Below are 18,928 nucleotides of genomic sequence, written 5' to 3' on the forward strand. Positions count from 1 at the left end.
TGCGGGTGCGGTGGTACAGGTGGGCGGTGGTGCGTGCGGGGCAGCAGTGCGGGTGGCGCGGGTGGTCGGGGTCCGGGGGCGCGTCAGCGCACGGACTTGATCCGGGTGATGAAGAACGCGCCGAGCAGCGCGGCGACGATCGCCACCGGGAACACGACCGAGTAGCTCCCGGTCGACACCACGAGGGCGGAGGTGAGCAGCGGCCCGACGGTCTGGCCGGCCGTCGTCGACAGGTTGAGGATGCCGAGGTCCTTGCCGGCCTGCTCCTCGTCCGGGAGCACGTCGACGTTGAGGGCCTGGTCGACCGAGGTGTAGACGCCGTAGCCGAAGCCGGCGATCCCCGCGAAGAGGAACATGCCCATGGGCGTCGGCCAGATCCACGGCATGGCGATGCCCACCGCGAACAGCACGCTCGACAGGACGACGGGGAGCTTGCGCCGCCCGATGAGGTCAGAGACGGGTCCGGCTGCGACCGACCCGACGAGGGAGACGACGAGGAGGATCACCGACATGGTGGCGATGGTCCGCGCGGACTCGGCGACCGTCTGCCCCACGTGGTCCTGCACGATGTAGAGCTGGTACGCCATGATCATCTGGTAGCTGACCAGCATGAACAGGCGACCGGCGAAGGCCAGGTAGAAGTCCGGTGCGTTGCGCGGCGGCCTGAACGAGCGGAGCAGCTCGCGGAAGCCTGCCGCGGCGGGCGGGAGGTCGACCGCGGAGCGCTCACGCGGCCAGACCACGAGGGCGAGCACCGCGGATCCCGCCATGAAGGCCCCTCCGAGGATGAAGCCCGGCAGCGAGGTCGTGATGAAGGCTGCGCCGACGAGTGCGCCGAGCGGTGCGCCGCTCGCGAGCCCGCCGCCGTAGAACGCGGACATGGTGCCGCGGACCTTCATCGGGACCCGGTCGGCGAGGACGGCGACGGCCGGGGCGAGCATCATGTTGAGGCCGACCATCGCGACGCAGTAGCTCACGGTGATGGTCAGCGGCGAGTCGAGGACGCCGATGAGCGTCAGCGAGATCCCCGCGATGACGCCCCGGCGAGGATCCACGGCGCGCGCCGCCCGAACCGGCCGCGCGTGCGGTCGGAGAGGTTCCCGAAGAGCAGGTTCGACACGAGCGAGACCACAGCCGTGACGGCGCTGATGGTGCCGAGCAGCGCCTCGGGCGAGGACACCCCGATGTCGCGGAGGCGCTGCGGCAGCAGCACGGCGGCGACGATCTGCAGGCCGACGATCCACAGCAGGCCGAAGCCGAAGAACCCGGCGCCGAACCTCAGGGTGAGCGCACGGCTGAAGGGGGCTCCGGTGTCGGGGGCGAGGTCGGTCCCGGACGTGGTCGGGGTCGGGCCCTCGGCGGCGAGGGAGGTGCGGGTGTCCATGGGAACCTTCTTTGGTCATGGGAGTCGAGCGGCTCATCGGCGAGACGCGGGCCTTCCGGAGAAGGCTCACCACTACCGAGTGATCGGTAGATAGATGCAAATTACGACCGCGCGGTAGGAATGTCAACACCCGCCTCCACCGCCCCTCGCCGACCAGGCGGTACGGTGCGGGGATGACCGGAACCCCCACGGACACACCACCGAGACGCCGCGTCCGCCTCTCCCGCGAGACGCGGATCGCGCAGATCCTCGAGGAGTCCACGCGCCTGGTCAGCCAGCACGGCTTCTACGGGTTCTCGCTCCAGGACGTCGCGACGGCTGTCGGCATCAGCCAGGCCGGCCTGCTGCACTACGTGGGGAGCAAGGAGGGCCTGCTCCAGCTCATCGTCGAGCAGCGCTACGACCGCCGCTTCGACCCCGAGGCGTACGTGGCGAGCGGCGACCCAGCCGCGACCCACCCTGACGGAGCCTCGTTCCCCGGCTACTGCCGGTTCCTCGTGCGCAACAACGCCGCCGAGCCCCAGCTCGTCCGCCTGTACATGGTGCTCGGCGCCGAGGCGATCTCCCCCGAGCACCCCGCGCACGAGTACTTCGACGCGCGCCCCGACGGCACCTGGGAGCTGTACTCCCGGACCCGCTGGCGGCTCCCGCCCGAGGTCGGCACCTGGGACGACGCACGCGACCTCGTCGAGATGGCCATCGAGGCCATGGACGGCGTGCAGCTGCGGTCGTTCCGGTCCCCCGCCGTGTGCATGGTCGACGGCTGGGCCCGCTTCGAGCAGGTCCTGTTCCCGTCACCGGTCTGGGACGACTACCGCTGAGCGGACCAGTACTGCTGAGCAGGGAGGTGTACCTCTCCCCATCGCCCGCGGTGGTGGCGACGCTCGTCGCGGGCAGATGATCAGGACCTGGCGTCAGACGACGCCGCTGGACCTGACCGGGGAGGCACGCACATGGCGACATGGGACGAGGAGACGGGGCCGTCGCACCGCGACCACATGGTCGAGATGCTCCGACCCGTGCGGTCGCCGTCGCCGTACCGCGACGACCGCTCCGGGTCGTGGTGGGCCATCCCCCTCGCGCTGCTGGCGGGTACGGGCCTGGTGGCGATCGGTGTGGCGCTGATCCGTGGCACCGACGACGCCGGCCCGGTGATCGGTGTCGCCTTCGTCGCGTGGGGGCTGTCCTTCGTCACGCAGTACGGCGCCCTCGCCTGGTATGCCGTGCAGGTGGGGCGCCTGCGCCGCCGCCGCGAGCAGGCGGCGCTCCGCGGAGACCCGGCGCCGCCGCTCACCGACTTCGACGTCAGGCAGTTCCACGTGCCGATGCGCCCGACCTACTCGACGACCACCGGCGTCTTCGGGCTGGTCAACCCCGGCGACGCCCCGACCCCGCGCCTCATGGAGGTCGCCCAGGTGATCGGGTTCATCACCATGATCACCATGTGGGGTGCGGCGATCATCGGCGTCATCGCCGCGAAGGTCGGCTGACTCTCCTTCCCCCCGCCCGCCCTCGACTCGCGCACGGACCCACGATCACACCGGGGCGCGACGCCGAGGTACACCCTGGGGTCCCTCGGCGTCGCGCCCCGTCCCTCGGGGCGGGGGTCAGTCGAGGACTGCCGTCGCCTCGACCTCGACGAGGACGTCGGGCATGAACAGGTACTCGACGCCGATGAGGGACGCCGGCGGCATCGGGGTCGGGAGGTCGAGCTCGGCGGCGACGCTCTCGACGCCCGCCATGAACGCGTCGATCTTCTCGGGCGCCCAGTGCGTGACGTAGAAGGTCAGGCGGACGACGTCGCGGAACGAGGCGCCGGCGCCGGCCAGCCCGGTCGCGGTGTTGCGCAGCGCCTGGGCGACCTGCCCGGCGAGGTCGTCAGGGGCCAACGGCGTCCCGTCGGGCCCGCGGGAGATCTGGCCGGAGACGTGCACCTGGCGGGTGCCGGTGCCGATCGCGACGTGGTGGTACGGGACGGGCTGGGGCATGCCCTCGGGGCTGAGCAGCTGGACGGTCACGGGACTCTCCTCAGGGGTGGGACTATCAGGTGTCCAAGAGATACCTGGTCGCCGGAGAGCACCCCAACGAGACCAGGTATCGCACCGGAGACCACCCGAGCCGGAGAGCACCGCCATGAGGACAGCACCGAGCGTCACCCCGGCGCTCTCGCCGCACGACACGCACGAGCACCACGACCACCCGGAGGTCGGCCCCGCGCACCGCGACCTCATCGCCCAGGTGCTCGACACCTGGTCGCTGCAGGTGCTCGCCGAGCTCTGCGACAGGCCGTCGCGGTTCAACGAGCTCCGTCGGGCGATCCCCGCCGTCACGCAGAAGTCGCTCACCGCGACCCTGCGCCGGCTCGAGCGCAACGGCGTCGTCGCCCGCGAGGTCGTCGCCACCCGCCCGGTCGCGGTCCGCTACAGCATCACGCCCCTCGGCAAGACCTTCCGGGAGCCGGTCGACGCGCTCCTCGCCTGGACCACAGCGCACATGGCGGACGTCGAGCAGGCCCGTGAGGCCTTCGACGACGCCACCGACGCCGAGCACGACGTCAGGTAGCCCCGCCGAGTGCCGGGGCGCGACGCCGAGGTACTTCCCGGAGTACCTCGGCGTCGCGCCCCGTCCCTCGGATCAGGTGGTGGGGCGGGTGAGGCGGGCCAGGCGGAAACGCTCGGCGACAACACCCACCGGGCCGTCGACGTCCTCGGTCGCGAGGTCGCGCAGGACGCGGCCGAGGGAGGGCGCGAACTTGAAGCCGTGCCCGGAGAACCCGGCCGCCACGGTCACGCGGCCGACCCGGTCGAGCACGAAGTCGTGGTCGGGCGTCGTCGTGTACGTGCACGAGATCGGGACCGCGGTGCTCGGGTCGACGCCGGGCACCCACTCGGCCACGTAGTCGAGCAGCTGGTCGAGCTGCGCCTGCTCGGGCTGGAAGCTCCGGTGGTCCGGGTCGGTCCGCGGGCCGACGCCGTGGAACCCGACCTTGATGCCCTCGCCCGGCGTCGCGAGGCCGTAGGTGCCGCTCGGCCAGCGCCGTCCTGGTCCGACGAGTGCCGGACCGGGGTCGTTGGTGAAGCTCGGCCAGGACAGCTCGTCCGGCGCACCGACGCGCAGCGCGAAGTGCGCGGGCTGCTCCTGGGTGACCACGAGCGGGAGCGGTGTCCCGGACGCCCCGTCCGGCACCGAGCCACCGAGCAGCGGCGCCACGAGCCCTGCGCTCCACGCCCCGACCGCCACGACGACGCGCTGCGCGATCACCTCACCGCTGTCGGTGAGCACCCGGACACCGCCCGGTGCGGTCTCGAGCCCCAGCACCGCGGTCGAGTGCCGGACCTGCGCACCGCGAGCGCGGGCGACCGCCTGGAACGCCTCGACCGCGCGGTCGGCGTGCACGCGGCCCGCCGTCTCGGTCTCGTGCAGCACCCGCCCGTCGAAGCGCAGGCCGGGCCAGCGCTCGGCGGCGGCCTCGGCGGAGAGCCACTCGTGCGGCACGCCGCGTGCCACGAACGCCGCCGCGATCTCCTCTCGGCGGGCGTCGCCCGCTCCTCCGCTGACGCCACCGGTGAGGGTGAGCAGCTCGACGCCGGCCTCGGCCTCGAGGGCGCGCCAGTGCCCCAGGGCCTCCTGCGCGAGGTCCAGGTACTCGGGCTCCGCGTAGGTGGTGCGGTAGATGCGCGACGCCCCGTGGGAGGCGCCGCGCACGTGCCCGGGCTCGAAGCGCTCGAGGAGCAGCACCTCACGGCCCGCGGAGGCGAGGGCCCAGGCCGCGGCCGACCCCATCACCCCGCCGCCGACGACGACGGTCTCGACGGTCTCAGCGGTCTCGGTCATGCTCGCTCCTCGGGTCTGGCTGGGCTGTGGCTCTCGCTGGGTACATCGTCGCGGTCCGGGCAGTGGTCAGCACGCAGTGGTCACGAGGTGGTCAATCACGGTCGTCGGCGCCCACCGTCCGCAGCGCCAGGCCCACGCAGCACCCCGGCACCTCACCTCCGTCTCACCTCCGCCTCACATCGCGAATCGTACGTTCGTGATCATCGGGCCAGACCTCACGAAGACGTCAGGTCCTGTCAACCGGTCCTGTCCGGGCCCGGTCGACCAAGAAGGCCCCGAGGTGAGACGCACCGCGGGGATCTCTCACGGAAGGAACGCCACCATGGCATGTCCACGTCGTCTGATCGTCGGTCCTGTGCTGGGGGCGCTGGTCGCCGCCGGTGCCCTCGCGACACCCGCGGCAGCCACCACGCCCCACCCCGTCAGCACCACCACGACCGAGGTCCCTCTCTCCGTCGACCCGCAGCAGCCCGGTACGCCTGCGGCTGCGCCCGCGTCGACAGCGCGGTGGCAGCCGTCCGCCGCGCCCACGATCCGCACCGCGCAGGTGCCCTACACCTTGGACGCGCCGCCGGTGACGCTCGGCGCCGTCGCGGACTCGACCGGTTTTGCCGTCGCCGGGGTCGTCTGGGACGACACCGACGACGTCACGGTCTCGTCCGTGCAGCTGCGCACCCTCACCGGCGGAACGTGGTCCGACTGGGAGTCGATCGAGCCCGAGGAGTCCGATCAGGACCACGGACCCTCCGCAGGGTCCCGGACCGCCGGCACGGACCCGATCGCCGTCGGCGAGGTCGACCGCGTCGAGGTGCGCGTCGTCGCCGACGGCACGCCAGCGAACGCACGTCTGGCGGTCGTCGACCCGGGGTCCTCGGACGCCGACGACATCCCTGTCGACGTGCCGCGCGAGGGCGGGACCCCGACGGTCCTGCCGCGCTCCGCCTGGGGTGCTGACGAGTCGATCATGACCTGGCGCCCGCAGCCTGCCACCGTCCAGGGCACCGTGATCCACCACACCGCCGGCACCAACGACTACACCCCGGAGCAGGTCCCGGCCATCCTCCGTGGGATCTACACCTTCCACGCGCAGACCAACAACTGGGGCGACATCGGCTACAACTTCCTCGTCGACAAGTTCGGCCGGGCCTGGGAGGGACGCGCCGGCGGCATCACCAACGCCACGACCGGGGCCCACGCCTTCGGGTTCAACGCCTGGACGACCGGGATCTCGGTCATGGGCAACTACACCACCGCCCCGATCTCCGACGCCGCCTGGGACACCGTCGCCGACCTCGCGGCATGGAAGCTCTCCGAGCGCGGCGTCGACGTCGACGGCACGATGACGGTCAACGGGAGGACCTACCCGGCTCTCGTCGGCCACCGAGACGTCGGTGTCACGGAGTGCCCCGGTGACCAGCTCTACGAGCGGCTCGACGAGCTGCGGGCGGCCGTCGGCGACCGGCAGGCCACCGACCACCCGGTCGTCGGCACGTCGCACGAGGCCGACGCGGCGGCCTGACCCGCACGCGGCCGCACCGTGACCGCTGCCCGGCCGAGCGGCCGGGACCGACCTCAGGCGCCCTCTCCCCCGCCGTACGGGGGAGAGGGCGCCTGAGGTCTCCGTCGTGTCGTCGCCAGGTCGGCACATCAGTCGACGCCCACCCTCAGACTGCGGTGAACCCCTTGGCGCGACCGCTGTCGGCCTCGGTCCACAGGTCGGTCTTCACCTCGGCGCGCACCTGGGGCACGACCTCCTCGGCGAAGCGGCGCAGCACGTCGTGCTGCTGCTCGACGTCGAGGAGGTGGTTGACCGACACCGACTGGAGGTCGTGGCCGTAGCTCTGGTGGTAGTCGAGGATCTTCTCGACCACCCGCTCGGGCGACCCCACGAGCGCCGGGCCGCGCTCGACGGCCTCCTCGACGGTGCGGAAGGCGGTCACCTTGCCGACGGCCTTGGGGTCGTAGCCGCGGGCGTCTGCCCGTGCGACCGCGCCCTCGTAGATCGGCCGGTACTGCTCGATGGCCTGCTCCGTGGTGTCGGCGAGGAACAGCCCGCCGGACCCGGACCCGACGTACGCCTTGGCAGGGTCGTGGCCGTGCTCGGCGTACTGCTCGCGGTACCGGTCGATGAGCACCTTGTAGTTCTCGCGCGGCTGGAAGGCGTTCGCGGACACGATCGGGTCGCCCCACCGGGCGGCGAGGTCGACGGCGAAGGCCGACGTCGCAGACCCGTGCCAGATGCGGAAGGGCCCGGCGTAGGGCCGTGGGAGGGTCGTGATCTTGTCGAGCGGCACGTGGTGGGTGCCCGACCACGTGACCTCCTCACCGGAGATCAGCTGGCGCAGCAGCTCGTAGTTCTCCTGCAGGTACTCGTACTGCTTGCTGATGTCGAGGCCGAGCACCGGGTACTGCTGCACCTCGTTGCCCTTGCCGATGACCATCTCGAAGCGCCCGCGGCTCAGCTGGTCGATGGTCGCGTAGTCCTCCGCGACACGGACCGGGTCGAGGAGCGAGAGCACCGTGACGCCTGTGCTCAGCAGGATGCGCGACGTGCGCGCGGCGATCGCCCCGAGGATCACCGTCGGGGACGACGACAGCACCTCGCCCGCGTGCCGCTCGCCGACCGAGAAGGAGTCGAGGCCGAGCTCTTCGGCGAGGACCGCCGTGTCGACCACGCGGTTGAGCCGGTCGGACGGGGCCACCGCCGCACCCGTGACCGGGTGCGGCGGGTTGAAGACGATGTCGAGGACCTGGAAGCGCATCAGGCGACCGCCTCGGCGGCAGCGGCGATCGCGTCCTGGCGGGCCAGCGCGGCGTGCGCGGCGGCGCGGCGCTCGGCGTCGGCGGCGTCCGAGGACTCCTGCGCCAGGGCCGCGTCGCGCTGCGCCACACCCTCCCGCACGAGCGGGATGACGTAGCGGCCGAAGTCCGCGGCGTCGTTCAGCAGGTCGTAGCCCCGTGCGGAGATGACCCGCACCCCGAGGTCGTAGTACGCGAGGAGCGCCTCGGCGACCTGCTCGGGCGTGCCGACGAGCGCGTTGGAGTTGCCCGCGCCGCCGGTGGCCTTGGCCGGCGCGGTCCACAGCACCGAGTCGTGCCGGTCACCGCGCGCGGCGATCTCCAGCAGGCGCTGCGACCCGGCGTTCTCCGGCTTGGTCAGCGGGTGACGACGGCTGATGGATCCACCGGCAGCAGCCTTGCGCGCCTCGATCTGGCCGAGGACCTGCTCGGCCTTCTCCCACGCGAGCGCCTCGGTCGGCGCGACGATCGGCCGGAAGGCGGCGTGGATACGTGGCGGAGTCGCGCGACCGGCGGCGGCCGCAGCCGCGTGCACGGTCTCGATCTGCTCCGACGTGCTCGCGAGCGGCTCGCCCCACACCGCGTAGATGTCGGCCTCGGCCGCACCCACCTGGAACGCCGCCTCCGACGACCCGCCGAAGGAGATGGTCGGCACCCGACCCTCGTAGGGCTTGATCTCCGACACGAAGTCGGCCAGCTGGTAGTACGTGCCCTCGTGGTCGAAGGGCTCGGCGCTGGTCCACGCCTTCTTGACGATCTGGATGTACTCCTGGGTGCGCGCGTAGCGCTCGTCCTTGGTGAGCGTGTCCCCCTCGCGCTGCTGCTCGTGGTCGTTGCCCCCGGTGATGAAGTGCACCGACAGGCGCCCCTCGGACAGCTGGTCGAGCGTCGCGAAGCTCTTGGCCGCGAAGGTCGGGTACGAGACGTTGGGACGGTGCGCGAGCAGCAGCTCGACCGAGTCCAGGCGCGAGGCGACGTACGACGCCAGCACCGACGGCTCCGGTCCGCTCGACCCGTAGGCGAAGAGGACACGGGTCCACCCGTTGTCCTCGTGCGCACGGACGATGCGCAGCAGGTAGTCCTTGTCGAAGGAGCCGGTGGTGCGCGCGGTGGTCTCGGAGGCGTCGGACGTGGTCGCGATGCCGAGGAACTCGACGGGCATGGTGTCAGGCCTTTGCTGTGAGGGGATCGGTGGAGGTGGGCACCTCGGTGGGCACCTGGACAGGCACCGCGGTGGGCGCAGAGCTGGGCGCGAGCTCGAGCACGAAGGCGAAGAGCCGGGTGCCGTCGTCGAGGACGCGCGTCTCGCGCTCGTGGAACCGCGCGAAGCCGAGGCGGTGATATAGGCGGTGCGCGGAGATCATCTGCGGACCGGAGTTCATGACGACGCGGCTCGCACCGCGCTCCCGGGCGAGGTCGACGACGTGCCGGGTGAGGGTCTCGCCGACCCCGCGGCCGCGGGCCGCCGGCGAGACGCCGAGCAGCCGGAAGTCGAGCTCGCCGGCTCGGGCCAGCTCGGAGATGAGGGAGCCGGCGCGCGGGGTCGCGACCGTCCCGAGGACCTGCCCGTCCGCGTCGACGGCGACCCACACCTCGTGGACGGCCGCACGCTCGGCGACGGCCGAGAGGCTCACCCGGTAGTCGTCCGGGATGTCGTAGTCGCTCGTGTAGGCGTCGACGAGGAGCGCGGCGACGACGTCGTGCTCGGACGGCTCGACGAGGCGGACCGTGACCGACGCGCTCCCGGGGCGCTCCCCCGCTGCTCGGGCCGCCTGGGACGGGCTCAGCTGGTCGACGGTCGTCACGAGTGGGCACCCGACCCGACGAGGTGCGTGGTGACCTGCCCGAAGGCATCGCTCACCGGGACGTCCTCGGCGTGCGCCGGGGTCTCGGAGCGGGCCGTCGTGGCAGTCTCGGAGGCTGCTCCTGCGCTCTCGGTGCCCGAGACAGGCGCCTCGAGGCCCCAGGCCCGCGCGAGCAGCTCGGCCGAGCGCACGCGGTGCGCCGGGTCGAAGGCGATGGTGGTCGTGAGGATCTCGTCGGCGCCGGTCACGCGCTGGAGCGCCTCGAGACGCGCGACGACCTGCTCGGGCGAGCCGACGAACCGGGTGGCCGTGCGGTCGAGCACGAGGGCCGTCTCGGCCTCGGTCCACTCGCGGCCGAGGGCGTCCTCGGGTGTCGGGTACGCGATGGCGCCGGAGAGGCCGGTGCGGATGGACAGCACCCACTCCGCGAAGGGCGCGCCGGCGTGCGTCGCCTCGAGCTCGGTCTCTGCGACGAGCACGTCCGCGGAGACGATCACGTAGGGCGCGTCGAGGACACCGGGCACGAAGGCCGCGCGGTAGGACGCGACGGTGTCGAGGATGGTCGCGGGGCTCACGTGGTAGTTGGCGACGAGCGGCAGACCGAGCGCGCCGGCCACCTCGGCGGACTCCCCGCCGCTCGACGCGAGCACCCAGAGCTGCGCGTCCGTGCCCTCGACCGGGGCACTCACGTGGGGCACGCCGTCGGCGTCCGTGTAGGTCCCGGCCTGGAGGCCGAGGACCAGCTCGAGCTCGTCGCGGAAGGGCGCGGGCTGGCGGTTGGCGGAGACGACGCGCTGCTGGCCGAGGAGACGCTCGCGCAGGGCGGAGTCGGTGAAGTCGATGGGCGGGGCGGACGGGACGTGCAGACCGTCGACGTCCCGGGCAGGGGCTGCCGGCTTGCGCGGGGGTGCGGCCGGCGGGGTCGAGGAGCCCTCCGCGTCAGGCTGGGCGGCTGGCTTCGGCGGCGGGGTGAAGGCCCGTCCGACACCGAGGTCCACGCGACCCGGGTGCAGGGCGGCGACCGTCGCGAGCTGCTCGGCGGCCACGAGCGGGCTCGTGGTGCTCAGCAGCACGGCGCCCGTGCCGACGCGCAGGTGCTCGGTGCGACCGGCGACCAGCGCCGCGAGCACGGCGGGCGAGGCCGAGGCGACACCTGCGGACAGGTGGTGCTCGGCGAACCAGTACCGCGTGTACCCGAGCGCGTCGGCCCGCTCGGCGAGCGCGACCGAGTCACGGAGCGTCTGGGCGCCGGTGGCTCCGGCAGAGACGGGTGCGAGGTCGAGGATCGAGAGGGGGACGCGGCTCATGGTGGCTCTCCTGGTGGTGCTGGGTGGTGGTGCGGGTGCGGTGCTGGGTGGTGGTGCTGTGCTGTGCTGCGGTGCTTTCAGGTGCGGGCCGGGTCGCCGCTGAGGAGACGCCCCGGCCCGCACCTGGCTGTGGTGGGCTGCCGGGTCAGGACTTCGGCAGGCCCGCGGGGTTGGTCTCGGACTCGGTGATGGCCTCTTCGGTCAGGCCCCAGCGCTCGAGGACCTTGTCGTAGGACCCGTCCTCGATCGCGTGGTTGATGGCCGCGGTGATGGCCGGCGCGAGGTCGTTGCCCTTGAGGGTCGCGGCCGCGATCTGCGCGGTCTCGGGCCATCCGCCGTTGACCGTGCCGACGACCTTGAAGTCCTGCGGGGCGACGGCCGCCTTGTACGCCGAGGTGGCGTTCGGGCCGAAGGTCGCGTCGATGCGCCCGGACTGGAGCGCGAGGGTCGTGTCGCCGTCGTTCTCGAAGTACTCGATGTTCACGGGGTCGAGGCCCTCGGCCTGGTTGGCCTCGTCCCAGGCGAGCAGGATCTTCTCCTGGTTGGTGCCCGAGCCCACGGCCACGGTGAGGCCCGCGACGTCGGCCGCCTCGTCGATCGAGGTGATGTCCTCGTTGTCGGCCTGGACGAGCCAGCCGAGCTGGTCGACCCGGTAGGACGAGAAGTCGAAGAGCTCCTTGCGCTCCTCGGTGACGGTGACGTTCGAGATGGTCGCGTCGACGTCGCCCGACTGGATCGCGAGGGGCCAGTCGGCCCACGCCTTGACCTCGAGCTGGACGTCCTTGCCGAGCGCGTCGCCGATCAGGTACGCGATGTCGGTCTCGTTGCCGATCGGCGTCTTCTCGTCGTCGGCGAGGAAGGCCAGCGGTGCGACGTAGGCGCTCACCGCCACCTTGAGGGTGTCGACGTCCTGGTACGCCTCGGGGAGCAGGGCGATCGCCTCGGCCGACTCGGTGGTGGTGATGCGGTCCTGGTCCGGCGTCGTGTTCACCGTGAGACCCGCGGCCTCGGCGTCGGCCGCGAGCTGGTTGCCACCGGGCTCCTCGGCGTTGCTCGAGGAGCAGGCCGCGAGCGCCGCGACGAGAGGCAGGACCAGGAGGGCTGCGCCGATCCGGCTGCGAGACGTGAGGTGGCGGGTGGTGGGACGGGACATGAGGGTGGACCTTCCGGGTGGTCTCGCGGGAGGCGAGAGGGTACGAGCGGGGCTGCCGCGGCCGGTCGGCCGGGCAGGAGACGGTGGGGTGGTGTGCTGCTGTGGCGCCGTGCTGGCGCTGTCAGAGGACCTTGTCGAGGAACGCCTTGGTGCGGGCGTGCTGCGGGTCGTCGATGACCTGGGCCGCGGGGCCCTGCTCGACGATGCGGCCGGAGTCCATGAACACGACGGTGTCGGCGACCTCGCGGGCGAAGCCGATCTCGTGGGTGACGACCACGAGGGTCGTGCCGTCGTGCGCGAGGGCCTTGATGACGTCGAGGACCTCGCCGACGAGCTCGGGGTCGAGGGCCGACGTCGGCTCGTCGAAGAGCAGGAGCCGTGGCTTGGTGGCCAGGGCCCGGGCGATCGCGACGCGCTGCTGCTGGCCGCCGGAGAGCTGGCGCGGCCGGGCGTCGGCCTTGTCGGCCAGGCCGACGCGGGCCAGGAGCTCGCGGGCCTCGACCTCGACCTCGGACCGCTTGCGGCCCTGTGCGCTCACCGGTGCCTCGACGACGTTCTCGAGGACGGTGAGGTGCGGGAAGAGGTTGAAGCTCTGGAACACGAAGCCGATCTGCGTCCGCTGGGCGAGGATCGCCTTCTCCTTGAGCTCGCGGAGCGTGTCGCCGCTGCGCGAGTACCCGATGAGGTCGCCGTCGAGGGCGACGAACCCGCTGTCGACCTTCTCGAGGTGGTTGACCACCCGGAGCAGGGTCGACTTGCCCGAGCCCGACGGGCCGAGGATCACGGTGACCTCGCCCGGCTGGACCGTGAGGTCGACGTCGTGGAGGACCTCGAGGGTGCCGTAGCTCTTGTGGACGCCGTGGACCTCGAGGAGGCCGCGGGTGCCGGTGATGACGGTGCTCATACGGCATCTCCCTCGGTGCGGGTCGTGCTCGGGCGTCCGGTCCGGGTGAGGTGCCCTCGGCCGTTGCCGGTCCGCACCGCGAAGGCGGGCGGGAGCGACGGGTGCGGCGGGCGCCCGGTGAGGCGCGACCAGGTGCGCAGGAGCGTCCACCGGGCCACCTGGATCGGTGTCGGCGGGAGCGTGCGGACCGCGCCCTTGGCGTAGTGACGTTCCACGTAGAACTGGATCACGGTGATGACCGTGGTGATGATGACGTACCAGATGGCCGCGACCATGAGCAGCGGGACCACCCGCTGGTTGCGCCCGTAGATGACGCCGACGGTGTAGAACAGCTCGCCGTAGGCCAGGACGTACACGACCGAGGTGCCCTTGACGAGGCCGATGATCTCGTTGACCGAGGTCGGGACGATGGTGCGCATGGCCTGCGGGAGCACGATGCGGGTGGACTGCCGTGCCCGCGGGATGCCCAGGGCTGCGGCGGCCTCGTGCTGTCCCTGGTCGACGCTGAGGATGCCGGCCCGGACGATCTCCGCCGAGTACGCCGCCTGCGAGAGCCCGAGGCCGAGGATCGCGGCCCCGAACTTGTTGATGACGTCGAGGGTGCCGAACTCCGCGAAGGACGGCCCGAAGGGGATCCCGAGGCTGAGCGTCGGGTAGAGGTACGCGAGGTTGTACCAGAGCAGCAGCTGGAGGATCAGCGGCACGGACCGGAACACCCACGTGTAGGCCCACGAGACGGCGCGCAGCAGCGGCGAGCGGGACAGCCGCATGAGGGCGAGCACCGTGCCGAGCCCGAAGCCGATCACCGCGGCGACGAAGGTGAGCCGCAGGGTGCCCCAGAGCCCCGAGAGGATCGACGGCCAGGTGAGGTACTGGAAGACGATCGACCACTCCCAGCGCTGGTTCGTCACGAGCGAGCTGACGACCATCGCGAGGAGGACGGCGACGGCTGCGGTCGCGACGTAGCGCCACGGGTGGCGCGCGCCGACGACGCGCAGGGACTCGAGCTCGGCGCGCGTCGCACGCGGGAGCGCCGAGGGGGCCGGGCCGGTCGAGCGGTCGACCGGCGGGGGCGACGCCGGGCTACCCGTCGAGGGTGGGGTGGAGAGTGCTGAGCTCATGACGGACCTTCGGGTGTGCGGGGGGCCCGGGAGACCCGGGGGCGGGTGCGTCGACCGCCGGTGCGCGTGAGGTCACCTCGGACAGAGCCACTTCTCGAAGGCGAGCGGGCCGGGCTGCCCCGGCTGGGTGGCCGGGTCGTACAGCGGTGCGTAGCCGGCCGACAGGTAGAGGCCTGCGGCCTCCGGCTGGCGCGGTCCGGTCGTGAGGTAGATGCGCTCGTAGCCGTTCTGGCCGGCACGTCGCTCGAGCTCGGTGAGCACGAGGCGCGCGAGGCCGCGGCGTCGGTGCGCGTTGTGCGTCCAGATGCGCTTGAGCTCGGCGGTCGGCACGGCCGGGGTACCGTCCGCGGTGCGCGCCACGTCCGGGTGGGCGCTCCGCTGCAGGTCGCCGAGCTCGGGCTCGGTCCGGCGGCGGTAGGCCCCGCCGGCGACGGGCGCGCCGGCGGACAGCACGAGGATGAGACGGCCGTGCGGCTCGGCGAAGTCCGCCGCGGGGTACTCCGACATCTCGCGGAGCAGCTCCTCCTCGGTGAGGTGGTCGCTGTAGCGGGTCGCGTACTCGTGCGCGAGGTCCTCGAGCAGAGGCCGCACGAGCGGGTCGTCGAGGTGGACCTCGCGGACGTCGAGCGCGTCGGCCGAGGTGGCGCCGGCCGGGCGGCGGGTCACGGTGCTCATCGGGGGTCCTTCTCTCCGGCGGTCACGGGGACCGGGAGGTGGTTGCCGTCGACCGGCCGGGGGCAGGTGCCGTGGTCGGAGAAGGCGGCGGGGAAGTTGAGCGCACGGTTGAGGTCGAGGCGCACCGTGGTCGGGAGCCCTCCCGACGCCGGGGCGTCGCCGGACGCTCCCGCACCGGGAGCAGCCTCGTGCACCGGAGGCAGGGACACGACGCGCCACTCGGCGGTGTCCTGGGTGGTGTCGGAGAAGAGCACCGACCCGGTCCCCGCCTGCTGGCCGGTGATCGCGAGCGTGGTCGTCACGCCGTCGCGGACGACGTCGAGCTCGCCGACCACGCGGACGTGGTGGCGCAGGCCGGGCTGGGCGGCCCGGACGAGCGTCGGGCGGGGCTCGTCGTACCAGCGCACGGGGGCGTCGAGCACCCACGACGGGTCGTAGGCGTAGGTCGGGACTCCGGTGAAGCCGGTGCGCGCGGGGGCCTTCGGGTCGCGGACCCGCACGACGTACCGCCCGGTGCGCAGCGCCACCTCGGCGGCGACCCCGTCGGCCCCGAGGGCCGCGAGCGTCGAGCCCGCCTCCGGGACGACGACGGTGTGCTGGCCGTCGAGGGCCGCCTCGTCGGTGTCGCGCCCGGTCCGGGTGTCCCAGGCCCGCAGGCCCTCGGACGCCGTCGCACGGACGTGCGCGCCGTCGGCGTCGGCCCACCACTCGCCGGCGATCCCGGGGATGCTCTGCGGCGTGCCGGAGAGGAACCGGAGGGCGGTGAGCGTCAGCCAGCCGTGCTCGCCGGTGAGGCCCCGCTCGCGCTCGGCGTGCCAGGAGGCCCACTCTGCGGCCGCGGTGCTGGTGCTGGTCTCGGTCGAGACCGCGTCCACGCGCTCGCTCGTCGGTGTCGTCGCCGTGGTCATGCTCGTGCCCCTTCGAGGTCTGCTGCCTGCGAGCCGCCCACGCCGGGGAGCTCGAGGCCGAGGTGGTCGCGCAACGTGGTGCCGGTGTACTCGGTGCGGAAGGAGCCACGCTCCTGGAGCAGCGGGACCACCTGGTCGAAGAACGGGTCGAGGCCCTCGGGGGTGAGGTGCGGGACGAGGATGAAGCCGTCCGAGGCGTCCTCCTGGACGTAGCGGTCGATGTCGTCGGCGACCTGCTGCGCCGTCCCGACGAACTGGTTGCGCCCGGTGACCTCGATGACGAGGTCACGGATCGACCAGCCGTGGGCGGCGGCCTTCTCGCGCCAGGCGGCGACGACCGGGCCGGGGTCCTTGACGTGCCGGACCTTGCCGCGGGTCAGCGAGGCGTTGTCGACGTCCGGCTCGACGTCGGGCAGCGGCCCCTCGGGGTCGTAGGCGGTGAGGTCGCGTCCCCACACCTGCTCGAGGTAGGCGATGGCCGTCGGTCCGGAGACCTGCTGGCGGCGGATCAGCGCCGCCTCCTCTGCGGCGTCCTCGGCGGTGTCGCCGAGGACGACCGTCGTGGCCGGGAGGATCTTGAGCGAGTCCTCGGTGCGGCCGTAGGCGGCGAGGCGGTCCTTGACGTCGCGGTAGAACACCTGCCCGTCCTCGAAGCTGCCGTGCAGGGAGAAGACGACGTCGGCGGTCGCGGCCGCGAACTCGCGGCCCTCGCCGGAGTCGCCCGCCTGGAACAGCACCGGGTGACCCTGCGGCCCGCGCGGTGTGGTGAACGTGCCGTGCACGTCGAAGTGCTTGCCGTCGTGGTCGACCCGCTGGACGGCGCCCTCGCGGAGGAACTCCCCCGTCTCCGCGTCGGCGTCGACCGCGTCGTCGGACCACGAGTCCCACAGCTGCCGGGCGACGTCGACGATCTCGGCGGCGCGCTCGTAGCGCTCCGAGTAGTCGAGGAACCCGCCCCGGCGGAAGTTCGCGCCCGTGAAGGCGTCCGAGCTGGTCACGAGGTTCCACGCGGCACGGCCGCCGGAGAGCAGGTCGAGCGTCGCGAACTGACGGGCGAGCTCGTAGGGCTCGTTGAAGGTGGTGTTGATGGTCCCGGCGAGGCCGAGGCGGTCCGTCACCGCGGCGAGCGCGGCGAGCACCGGGAGCGTGTCCGGGCGGCCGACGACGTCGAGGTCGTGGATGAGGCCCTTGTGCTCGCGCAGCCGCAGTCCCTCCGCGAGGAAGAAGAAGTCGAAGCGGGCGGCCTCGGCCCGGCGGGCCAGGTGCTCGAAGGACGAGAAGTCGATGTGGCTGCGGGAGCGCGGGTCGCTCCACACGGTCGTGTTGTTGACCCCGGGGAAGTGCGCTCCGAGGTGGATCTGCTTGCGGGGGCGGCCGTCGGGACGGGGCGCGGGCGTGGTGGTCATGTGCTCGTCCTCTCAGGCGATCGCTGCGGCGTAGCGGTTGGCGGGTCGGGCGAGGCCGAGGCTGTCGCGCAGCGTGGTCCCGGTGTACTCGGTGCGGTAGATCCCGGCACGGCGCAGCAGCGGCACGACGCCGTCGACGAGCGCGACGAGGTCCGTCTGCAGCGAGGAGGGGCGGACGGTGAAGCCGTCGGCCGCACCGGCGAGGAACCACTCCTCGGCCGTGACGGCCAGGTCTCGGTCGGTGCCCACGTGGGTGTACGAGTCGGTGTCCCACGAGACGCCGGCGAGGCCCTCGAGGAGGTCGAGGCGGGCCTGCGCGCTCGCGCGGTCCGGGCCGATGACGGCGTAGAGGTCGACGAGGACGATCACGTCGTCGGGGTCGCGGCCGTGGTCGGCGGCGGCCGACCGGACCTGCTCGCGCAGCGCCCGGGCCTCCTCGAGGGTCGTGGCGCGGACCCGCACCACGTCGGCGTGCTCGGCGGCCACGGCGAGCGCTGCGTCGCTGTCGACGCGGACCACCACGACCGGGTGGCCCTGCGGGGGGCGCGGCGTGATGGACGGGCCCTTCACGGCGAAGTGCACGCCGTCGTGGTCGACGTAGTGGAGCTTGTCGCGGTCGACGAACCGCCCGGTCTCGACGTCGCGGATCTCGGCGTCGTCCTCCCAGCTGTCCCAGAGCCTGGACACCACGTCGATGGCCTCGGCCGCCTCCGCCCACGCCGCGGCGACGTCGGGCGCCTGGCGGCGGCCGACGTGGGCCGCGTCGTCGGCGCCGGTCGACACGGCGACCTGCCAGCCTGCGCGTCCGTGGCTCGCGTGGTCGATGGTCGCGAGGGCCTTCGACACGTGGAAGGGCTCGGTGTGGGTGGTCGTGACGGTCGGGACGAGGCCGACGCCCTCCGAGCGGGGCGCGAGGCGGGCGGCGACGAGCGCGGCGTCGAGACGCCCCTGGACACCACCACGGCGGCCGGGCTGGAGCGAGAACGCGTCGTCGAAGAGCACGAGGTCGACGGTGCCGCGCTGGGCGGTCGAGACGAGGTCCTGGAGGCGGTCGGCGTCGAAGAGCTGACGGGCCTGGGAGCCGAGGGTCCGCCAGGCGGCCGGGTGGGCGCCGGCGTCGGTGAGGTCGACGGCGAGGTGGAGGGTCCGGGTGGTCGGGCTTCCGGGGGTGCTGGACGACATGTCGAAGAGTCCTTCGTGACGGTGGTCGGCTGCCCTGCGGGCCTCTGCCGGGTGTCGTCAGGCGTCAGAGGACGTCAGACGGCACGGCGAGGACGGCGGGGCGCGCCGGCGATCAGGTGCAGCGGGTGCGTCGGCCGTCCGCCGGGTGGGCGAGAGCGGCGCGGGGCGCTGGTCCGGGTGTGCGGCCGCGCGGTGGCGGGGGCAGGTGCCGGTAGGACGAGAGGTCGTGGACCGCTCGGAGGTGGTGGGCACGTCGCGGCGAGAGACGGTCGGTTCCGGAGGAGCTCGTGTGAGCTCTCACCAGGCCCGTGGGCTCGCGGGGACGGCGGCGCGGCTCAGGCCGCGCGGGTGGCGCTCAGCTCAGTGGCGACAGGTGAGCGGCGCACCGGTGACGGGACAACAGGTCATGGACAGCCCGGGTTGCGGCTGCGCCGTGCCCAGTGAGCGTCC

The 18,928-nt window shown here is 72.8% G+C and carries 19 protein-coding genes; 4 read left to right on the forward strand and 15 right to left on the reverse strand.

Annotated features, from left to right (window positions below):
- Nucleotides 1-83: 83 nt before the first annotated feature.
- Both SKED_RS16965 and SKED_RS20565 read right to left on the reverse strand, forming a co-directional pair.
- Nucleotides 84-1,055: an MFS transporter gene (locus SKED_RS16965; protein WP_217167910.1), complete on the reverse strand. Its 972-nt coding sequence runs from the start codon at nucleotides 1,053-1,055 to the stop codon at nucleotides 84-86.
- Nucleotides 1,016-1,384, reverse strand: a complete 369-nt coding sequence (locus tag SKED_RS20565) for an MFS transporter (RefSeq protein ID WP_217167912.1) — start codon at nucleotides 1,382-1,384, stop codon at nucleotides 1,016-1,018. The genes SKED_RS16965 and SKED_RS20565 overlap by 40 nt, the downstream gene beginning before the upstream one ends.
- A 173-nt stretch (nucleotides 1,385-1,557) precedes the next feature.
- On the opposite strand from SKED_RS20565, the gene SKED_RS16970 reads away from it, so the two are divergent.
- The gene (locus SKED_RS16970; RefSeq protein ID WP_012868411.1) at nucleotides 1,558-2,205 is read left to right on the forward strand and encodes a TetR/AcrR family transcriptional regulator; all 648 of its coding nucleotides are present in this window, start codon (nucleotides 1,558-1,560) and stop codon (nucleotides 2,203-2,205) included.
- A 132-nt stretch (nucleotides 2,206-2,337) separates the two neighbouring features.
- Nucleotides 2,338-2,874 (forward strand): hypothetical protein, encoded by a 537-nt coding sequence (locus SKED_RS16975; RefSeq protein ID WP_012868412.1) that lies wholly within the window; start codon nucleotides 2,338-2,340, stop codon nucleotides 2,872-2,874.
- Between the two features lie 117 nt (nucleotides 2,875-2,991).
- Here the strand turns inward: SKED_RS16975 and SKED_RS16980 are convergent, their stop codons facing one another.
- Nucleotides 2,992-3,402: a RidA family protein gene (locus tag SKED_RS16980; protein ID WP_012868413.1), complete on the reverse strand. Its 411-nt coding sequence runs from the start codon at nucleotides 3,400-3,402 to the stop codon at nucleotides 2,992-2,994.
- Nucleotides 3,403-3,517: 115 nt separating this feature from the next.
- Here SKED_RS16980 and SKED_RS16985 point away from each other — a divergent pair, with 115 nt between their 5' ends.
- Complete coding sequence (locus SKED_RS16985; protein WP_012868414.1) at nucleotides 3,518-3,946, forward strand: winged helix-turn-helix transcriptional regulator; 429 nt, start codon at nucleotides 3,518-3,520, stop codon at nucleotides 3,944-3,946.
- A 72-nt stretch (nucleotides 3,947-4,018) separates the two neighbouring features.
- Here the strand turns inward: SKED_RS16985 and SKED_RS16990 are convergent, their stop codons facing one another.
- On the reverse strand, nucleotides 4,019-5,218 hold the full coding sequence (locus SKED_RS16990; RefSeq protein WP_012868415.1) for an FAD-dependent oxidoreductase: 1,200 nt from the start codon (nucleotides 5,216-5,218) through the stop codon (nucleotides 4,019-4,021).
- A 322-nt stretch (nucleotides 5,219-5,540) separates the two neighbouring features.
- Here SKED_RS16990 and SKED_RS19820 point away from each other — a divergent pair, with 322 nt between their 5' ends.
- Complete coding sequence (locus SKED_RS19820) at nucleotides 5,541-6,737, forward strand: peptidoglycan recognition protein family protein (RefSeq protein WP_169310151.1); 1,197 nt, start codon at nucleotides 5,541-5,543, stop codon at nucleotides 6,735-6,737.
- Nucleotides 6,738-6,882: 145 nt separating this feature from the next.
- Here the strand turns inward: SKED_RS19820 and SKED_RS17000 are convergent, their stop codons facing one another.
- The 11 genes from SKED_RS17000 to SKED_RS17050 form a co-directional block, all read right to left on the reverse strand.
- Complete coding sequence (locus tag SKED_RS17000; protein ID WP_012868417.1) at nucleotides 6,883-7,980, reverse strand: LLM class flavin-dependent oxidoreductase; 1,098 nt, start codon at nucleotides 7,978-7,980, stop codon at nucleotides 6,883-6,885.
- Complete coding sequence (locus SKED_RS17005) at nucleotides 7,980-9,179, reverse strand: LLM class flavin-dependent oxidoreductase (protein ID WP_012868418.1); 1,200 nt, start codon at nucleotides 9,177-9,179, stop codon at nucleotides 7,980-7,982. Before SKED_RS17005 ends, SKED_RS17000 begins: the two co-directional genes overlap by 1 nt.
- A gap of 4 nt (nucleotides 9,180-9,183) precedes the next feature.
- Complete coding sequence (locus SKED_RS17010) at nucleotides 9,184-9,822, reverse strand: GNAT family N-acetyltransferase (protein ID WP_012868419.1); 639 nt, start codon at nucleotides 9,820-9,822, stop codon at nucleotides 9,184-9,186.
- Complete coding sequence (locus SKED_RS17015; protein WP_012868420.1) at nucleotides 9,819-11,129, reverse strand: LLM class flavin-dependent oxidoreductase; 1,311 nt, start codon at nucleotides 11,127-11,129, stop codon at nucleotides 9,819-9,821. The genes SKED_RS17010 and SKED_RS17015 overlap by 4 nt, the downstream gene beginning before the upstream one ends.
- Before the next feature lie 145 nt (nucleotides 11,130-11,274).
- Nucleotides 11,275-12,282 carry an ABC transporter substrate-binding protein gene (locus SKED_RS17020; protein ID WP_012868421.1) on the reverse strand — a complete coding sequence of 336 codons (1,008 nt, stop codon included), beginning with the start codon at nucleotides 12,280-12,282 and terminating at the stop codon, nucleotides 11,275-11,277.
- 121 nt (nucleotides 12,283-12,403) lie between these two features.
- Nucleotides 12,404-13,186 carry an amino acid ABC transporter ATP-binding protein gene (locus tag SKED_RS17025; RefSeq protein ID WP_012868422.1) on the reverse strand — a complete coding sequence of 261 codons (783 nt, stop codon included), beginning with the start codon at nucleotides 13,184-13,186 and terminating at the stop codon, nucleotides 12,404-12,406.
- Nucleotides 13,183-14,307: an amino acid ABC transporter permease gene (locus SKED_RS17030; RefSeq protein ID WP_012868423.1), complete on the reverse strand. Its 1,125-nt coding sequence runs from the start codon at nucleotides 14,305-14,307 to the stop codon at nucleotides 13,183-13,185. The genes SKED_RS17025 and SKED_RS17030 overlap by 4 nt, the downstream gene beginning before the upstream one ends.
- A gap of 72 nt (nucleotides 14,308-14,379) precedes the next feature.
- A complete protein-coding gene (locus SKED_RS17035) occupies nucleotides 14,380-14,982 on the reverse strand; it encodes a GNAT family N-acetyltransferase (protein WP_012868424.1) in 603 nt (200 codons plus the stop codon).
- Nucleotides 14,979-15,890: a DUF1684 domain-containing protein gene (locus SKED_RS17040; protein WP_012868425.1), complete on the reverse strand. Its 912-nt coding sequence runs from the start codon at nucleotides 15,888-15,890 to the stop codon at nucleotides 14,979-14,981. Before SKED_RS17040 ends, SKED_RS17035 begins: the two co-directional genes overlap by 4 nt.
- The gene (locus SKED_RS17045; protein WP_012868426.1) at nucleotides 15,887-17,296 is read right to left on the reverse strand and encodes an NtaA/DmoA family FMN-dependent monooxygenase; all 1,410 of its coding nucleotides are present in this window, start codon (nucleotides 17,294-17,296) and stop codon (nucleotides 15,887-15,889) included. Before SKED_RS17045 ends, SKED_RS17040 begins: the two co-directional genes overlap by 4 nt.
- 12 nt (nucleotides 17,297-17,308) lie before the next feature.
- Nucleotides 17,309-18,478, reverse strand: coding sequence for an LLM class flavin-dependent oxidoreductase (locus SKED_RS17050; RefSeq protein ID WP_012868427.1), 1,170 nt, complete (start codon nucleotides 18,476-18,478; stop codon nucleotides 17,309-17,311).
- Nucleotides 18,479-18,928 lie beyond the last annotated feature (450 nt).

The sequence above is a fragment of the Sanguibacter keddieii DSM 10542 genome (assembly GCF_000024925.1).
Classification (GTDB): domain Bacteria; phylum Actinomycetota; class Actinomycetes; order Actinomycetales; family Cellulomonadaceae; genus Sanguibacter; species Sanguibacter keddieii.

Bases quoted from the DNA above. Each gene is read 5' to 3' on its own strand.
- SKED_RS20565 (WP_217167912.1), bottom strand. From the start codon at position 1,384: ATGGACACCCGCACCTCCCTCGCCGCCGAGGGCCCGACCCCGACCACG.
- SKED_RS16970 (WP_012868411.1), top strand. From the start codon at position 1,558: ATGACCGGAACCCCCACGGACACACCACCGAGACGCCGCGTCCGCCTC.
- SKED_RS16975 (WP_012868412.1), top strand. From the start codon at position 2,338: ATGGCGACATGGGACGAGGAGACGGGGCCGTCGCACCGCGACCACATG.
- SKED_RS16985 (WP_012868414.1), top strand. From the start codon at position 3,518: ATGAGGACAGCACCGAGCGTCACCCCGGCGCTCTCGCCGCACGACACG.
- SKED_RS16990 (WP_012868415.1), bottom strand. From the start codon at position 5,218: ATGACCGAGACCGCTGAGACCGTCGAGACCGTCGTCGTCGGCGGCGGG.
- SKED_RS19820 (WP_169310151.1), top strand. From the start codon at position 5,541: ATGGCATGTCCACGTCGTCTGATCGTCGGTCCTGTGCTGGGGGCGCTG.
- SKED_RS17000 (WP_012868417.1), bottom strand. From the start codon at position 7,980: ATGCGCTTCCAGGTCCTCGACATCGTCTTCAACCCGCCGCACCCGGTC.
- SKED_RS17005 (WP_012868418.1), bottom strand. From the start codon at position 9,179: ATGCCCGTCGAGTTCCTCGGCATCGCGACCACGTCCGACGCCTCCGAG.
- SKED_RS17015 (WP_012868420.1), bottom strand. From the start codon at position 11,129: ATGAGCCGCGTCCCCCTCTCGATCCTCGACCTCGCACCCGTCTCTGCC.
- SKED_RS17020 (WP_012868421.1), bottom strand. From the start codon at position 12,282: ATGTCCCGTCCCACCACCCGCCACCTCACGTCTCGCAGCCGGATCGGC.
- SKED_RS17025 (WP_012868422.1), bottom strand. From the start codon at position 13,186: ATGAGCACCGTCATCACCGGCACCCGCGGCCTCCTCGAGGTCCACGGC.
- SKED_RS17030 (WP_012868423.1), bottom strand. From the start codon at position 14,307: ATGAGCTCAGCACTCTCCACCCCACCCTCGACGGGTAGCCCGGCGTCG.
- SKED_RS17035 (WP_012868424.1), bottom strand. From the start codon at position 14,982: ATGAGCACCGTGACCCGCCGCCCGGCCGGCGCCACCTCGGCCGACGCG.
- SKED_RS17040 (WP_012868425.1), bottom strand. From the start codon at position 15,890: ATGACCACGGCGACGACACCGACGAGCGAGCGCGTGGACGCGGTCTCG.
- SKED_RS17045 (WP_012868426.1), bottom strand. From the start codon at position 17,296: ATGACCACCACGCCCGCGCCCCGTCCCGACGGCCGCCCCCGCAAGCAG.
- SKED_RS17050 (WP_012868427.1), bottom strand. From the start codon at position 18,478: ATGTCGTCCAGCACCCCCGGAAGCCCGACCACCCGGACCCTCCACCTC.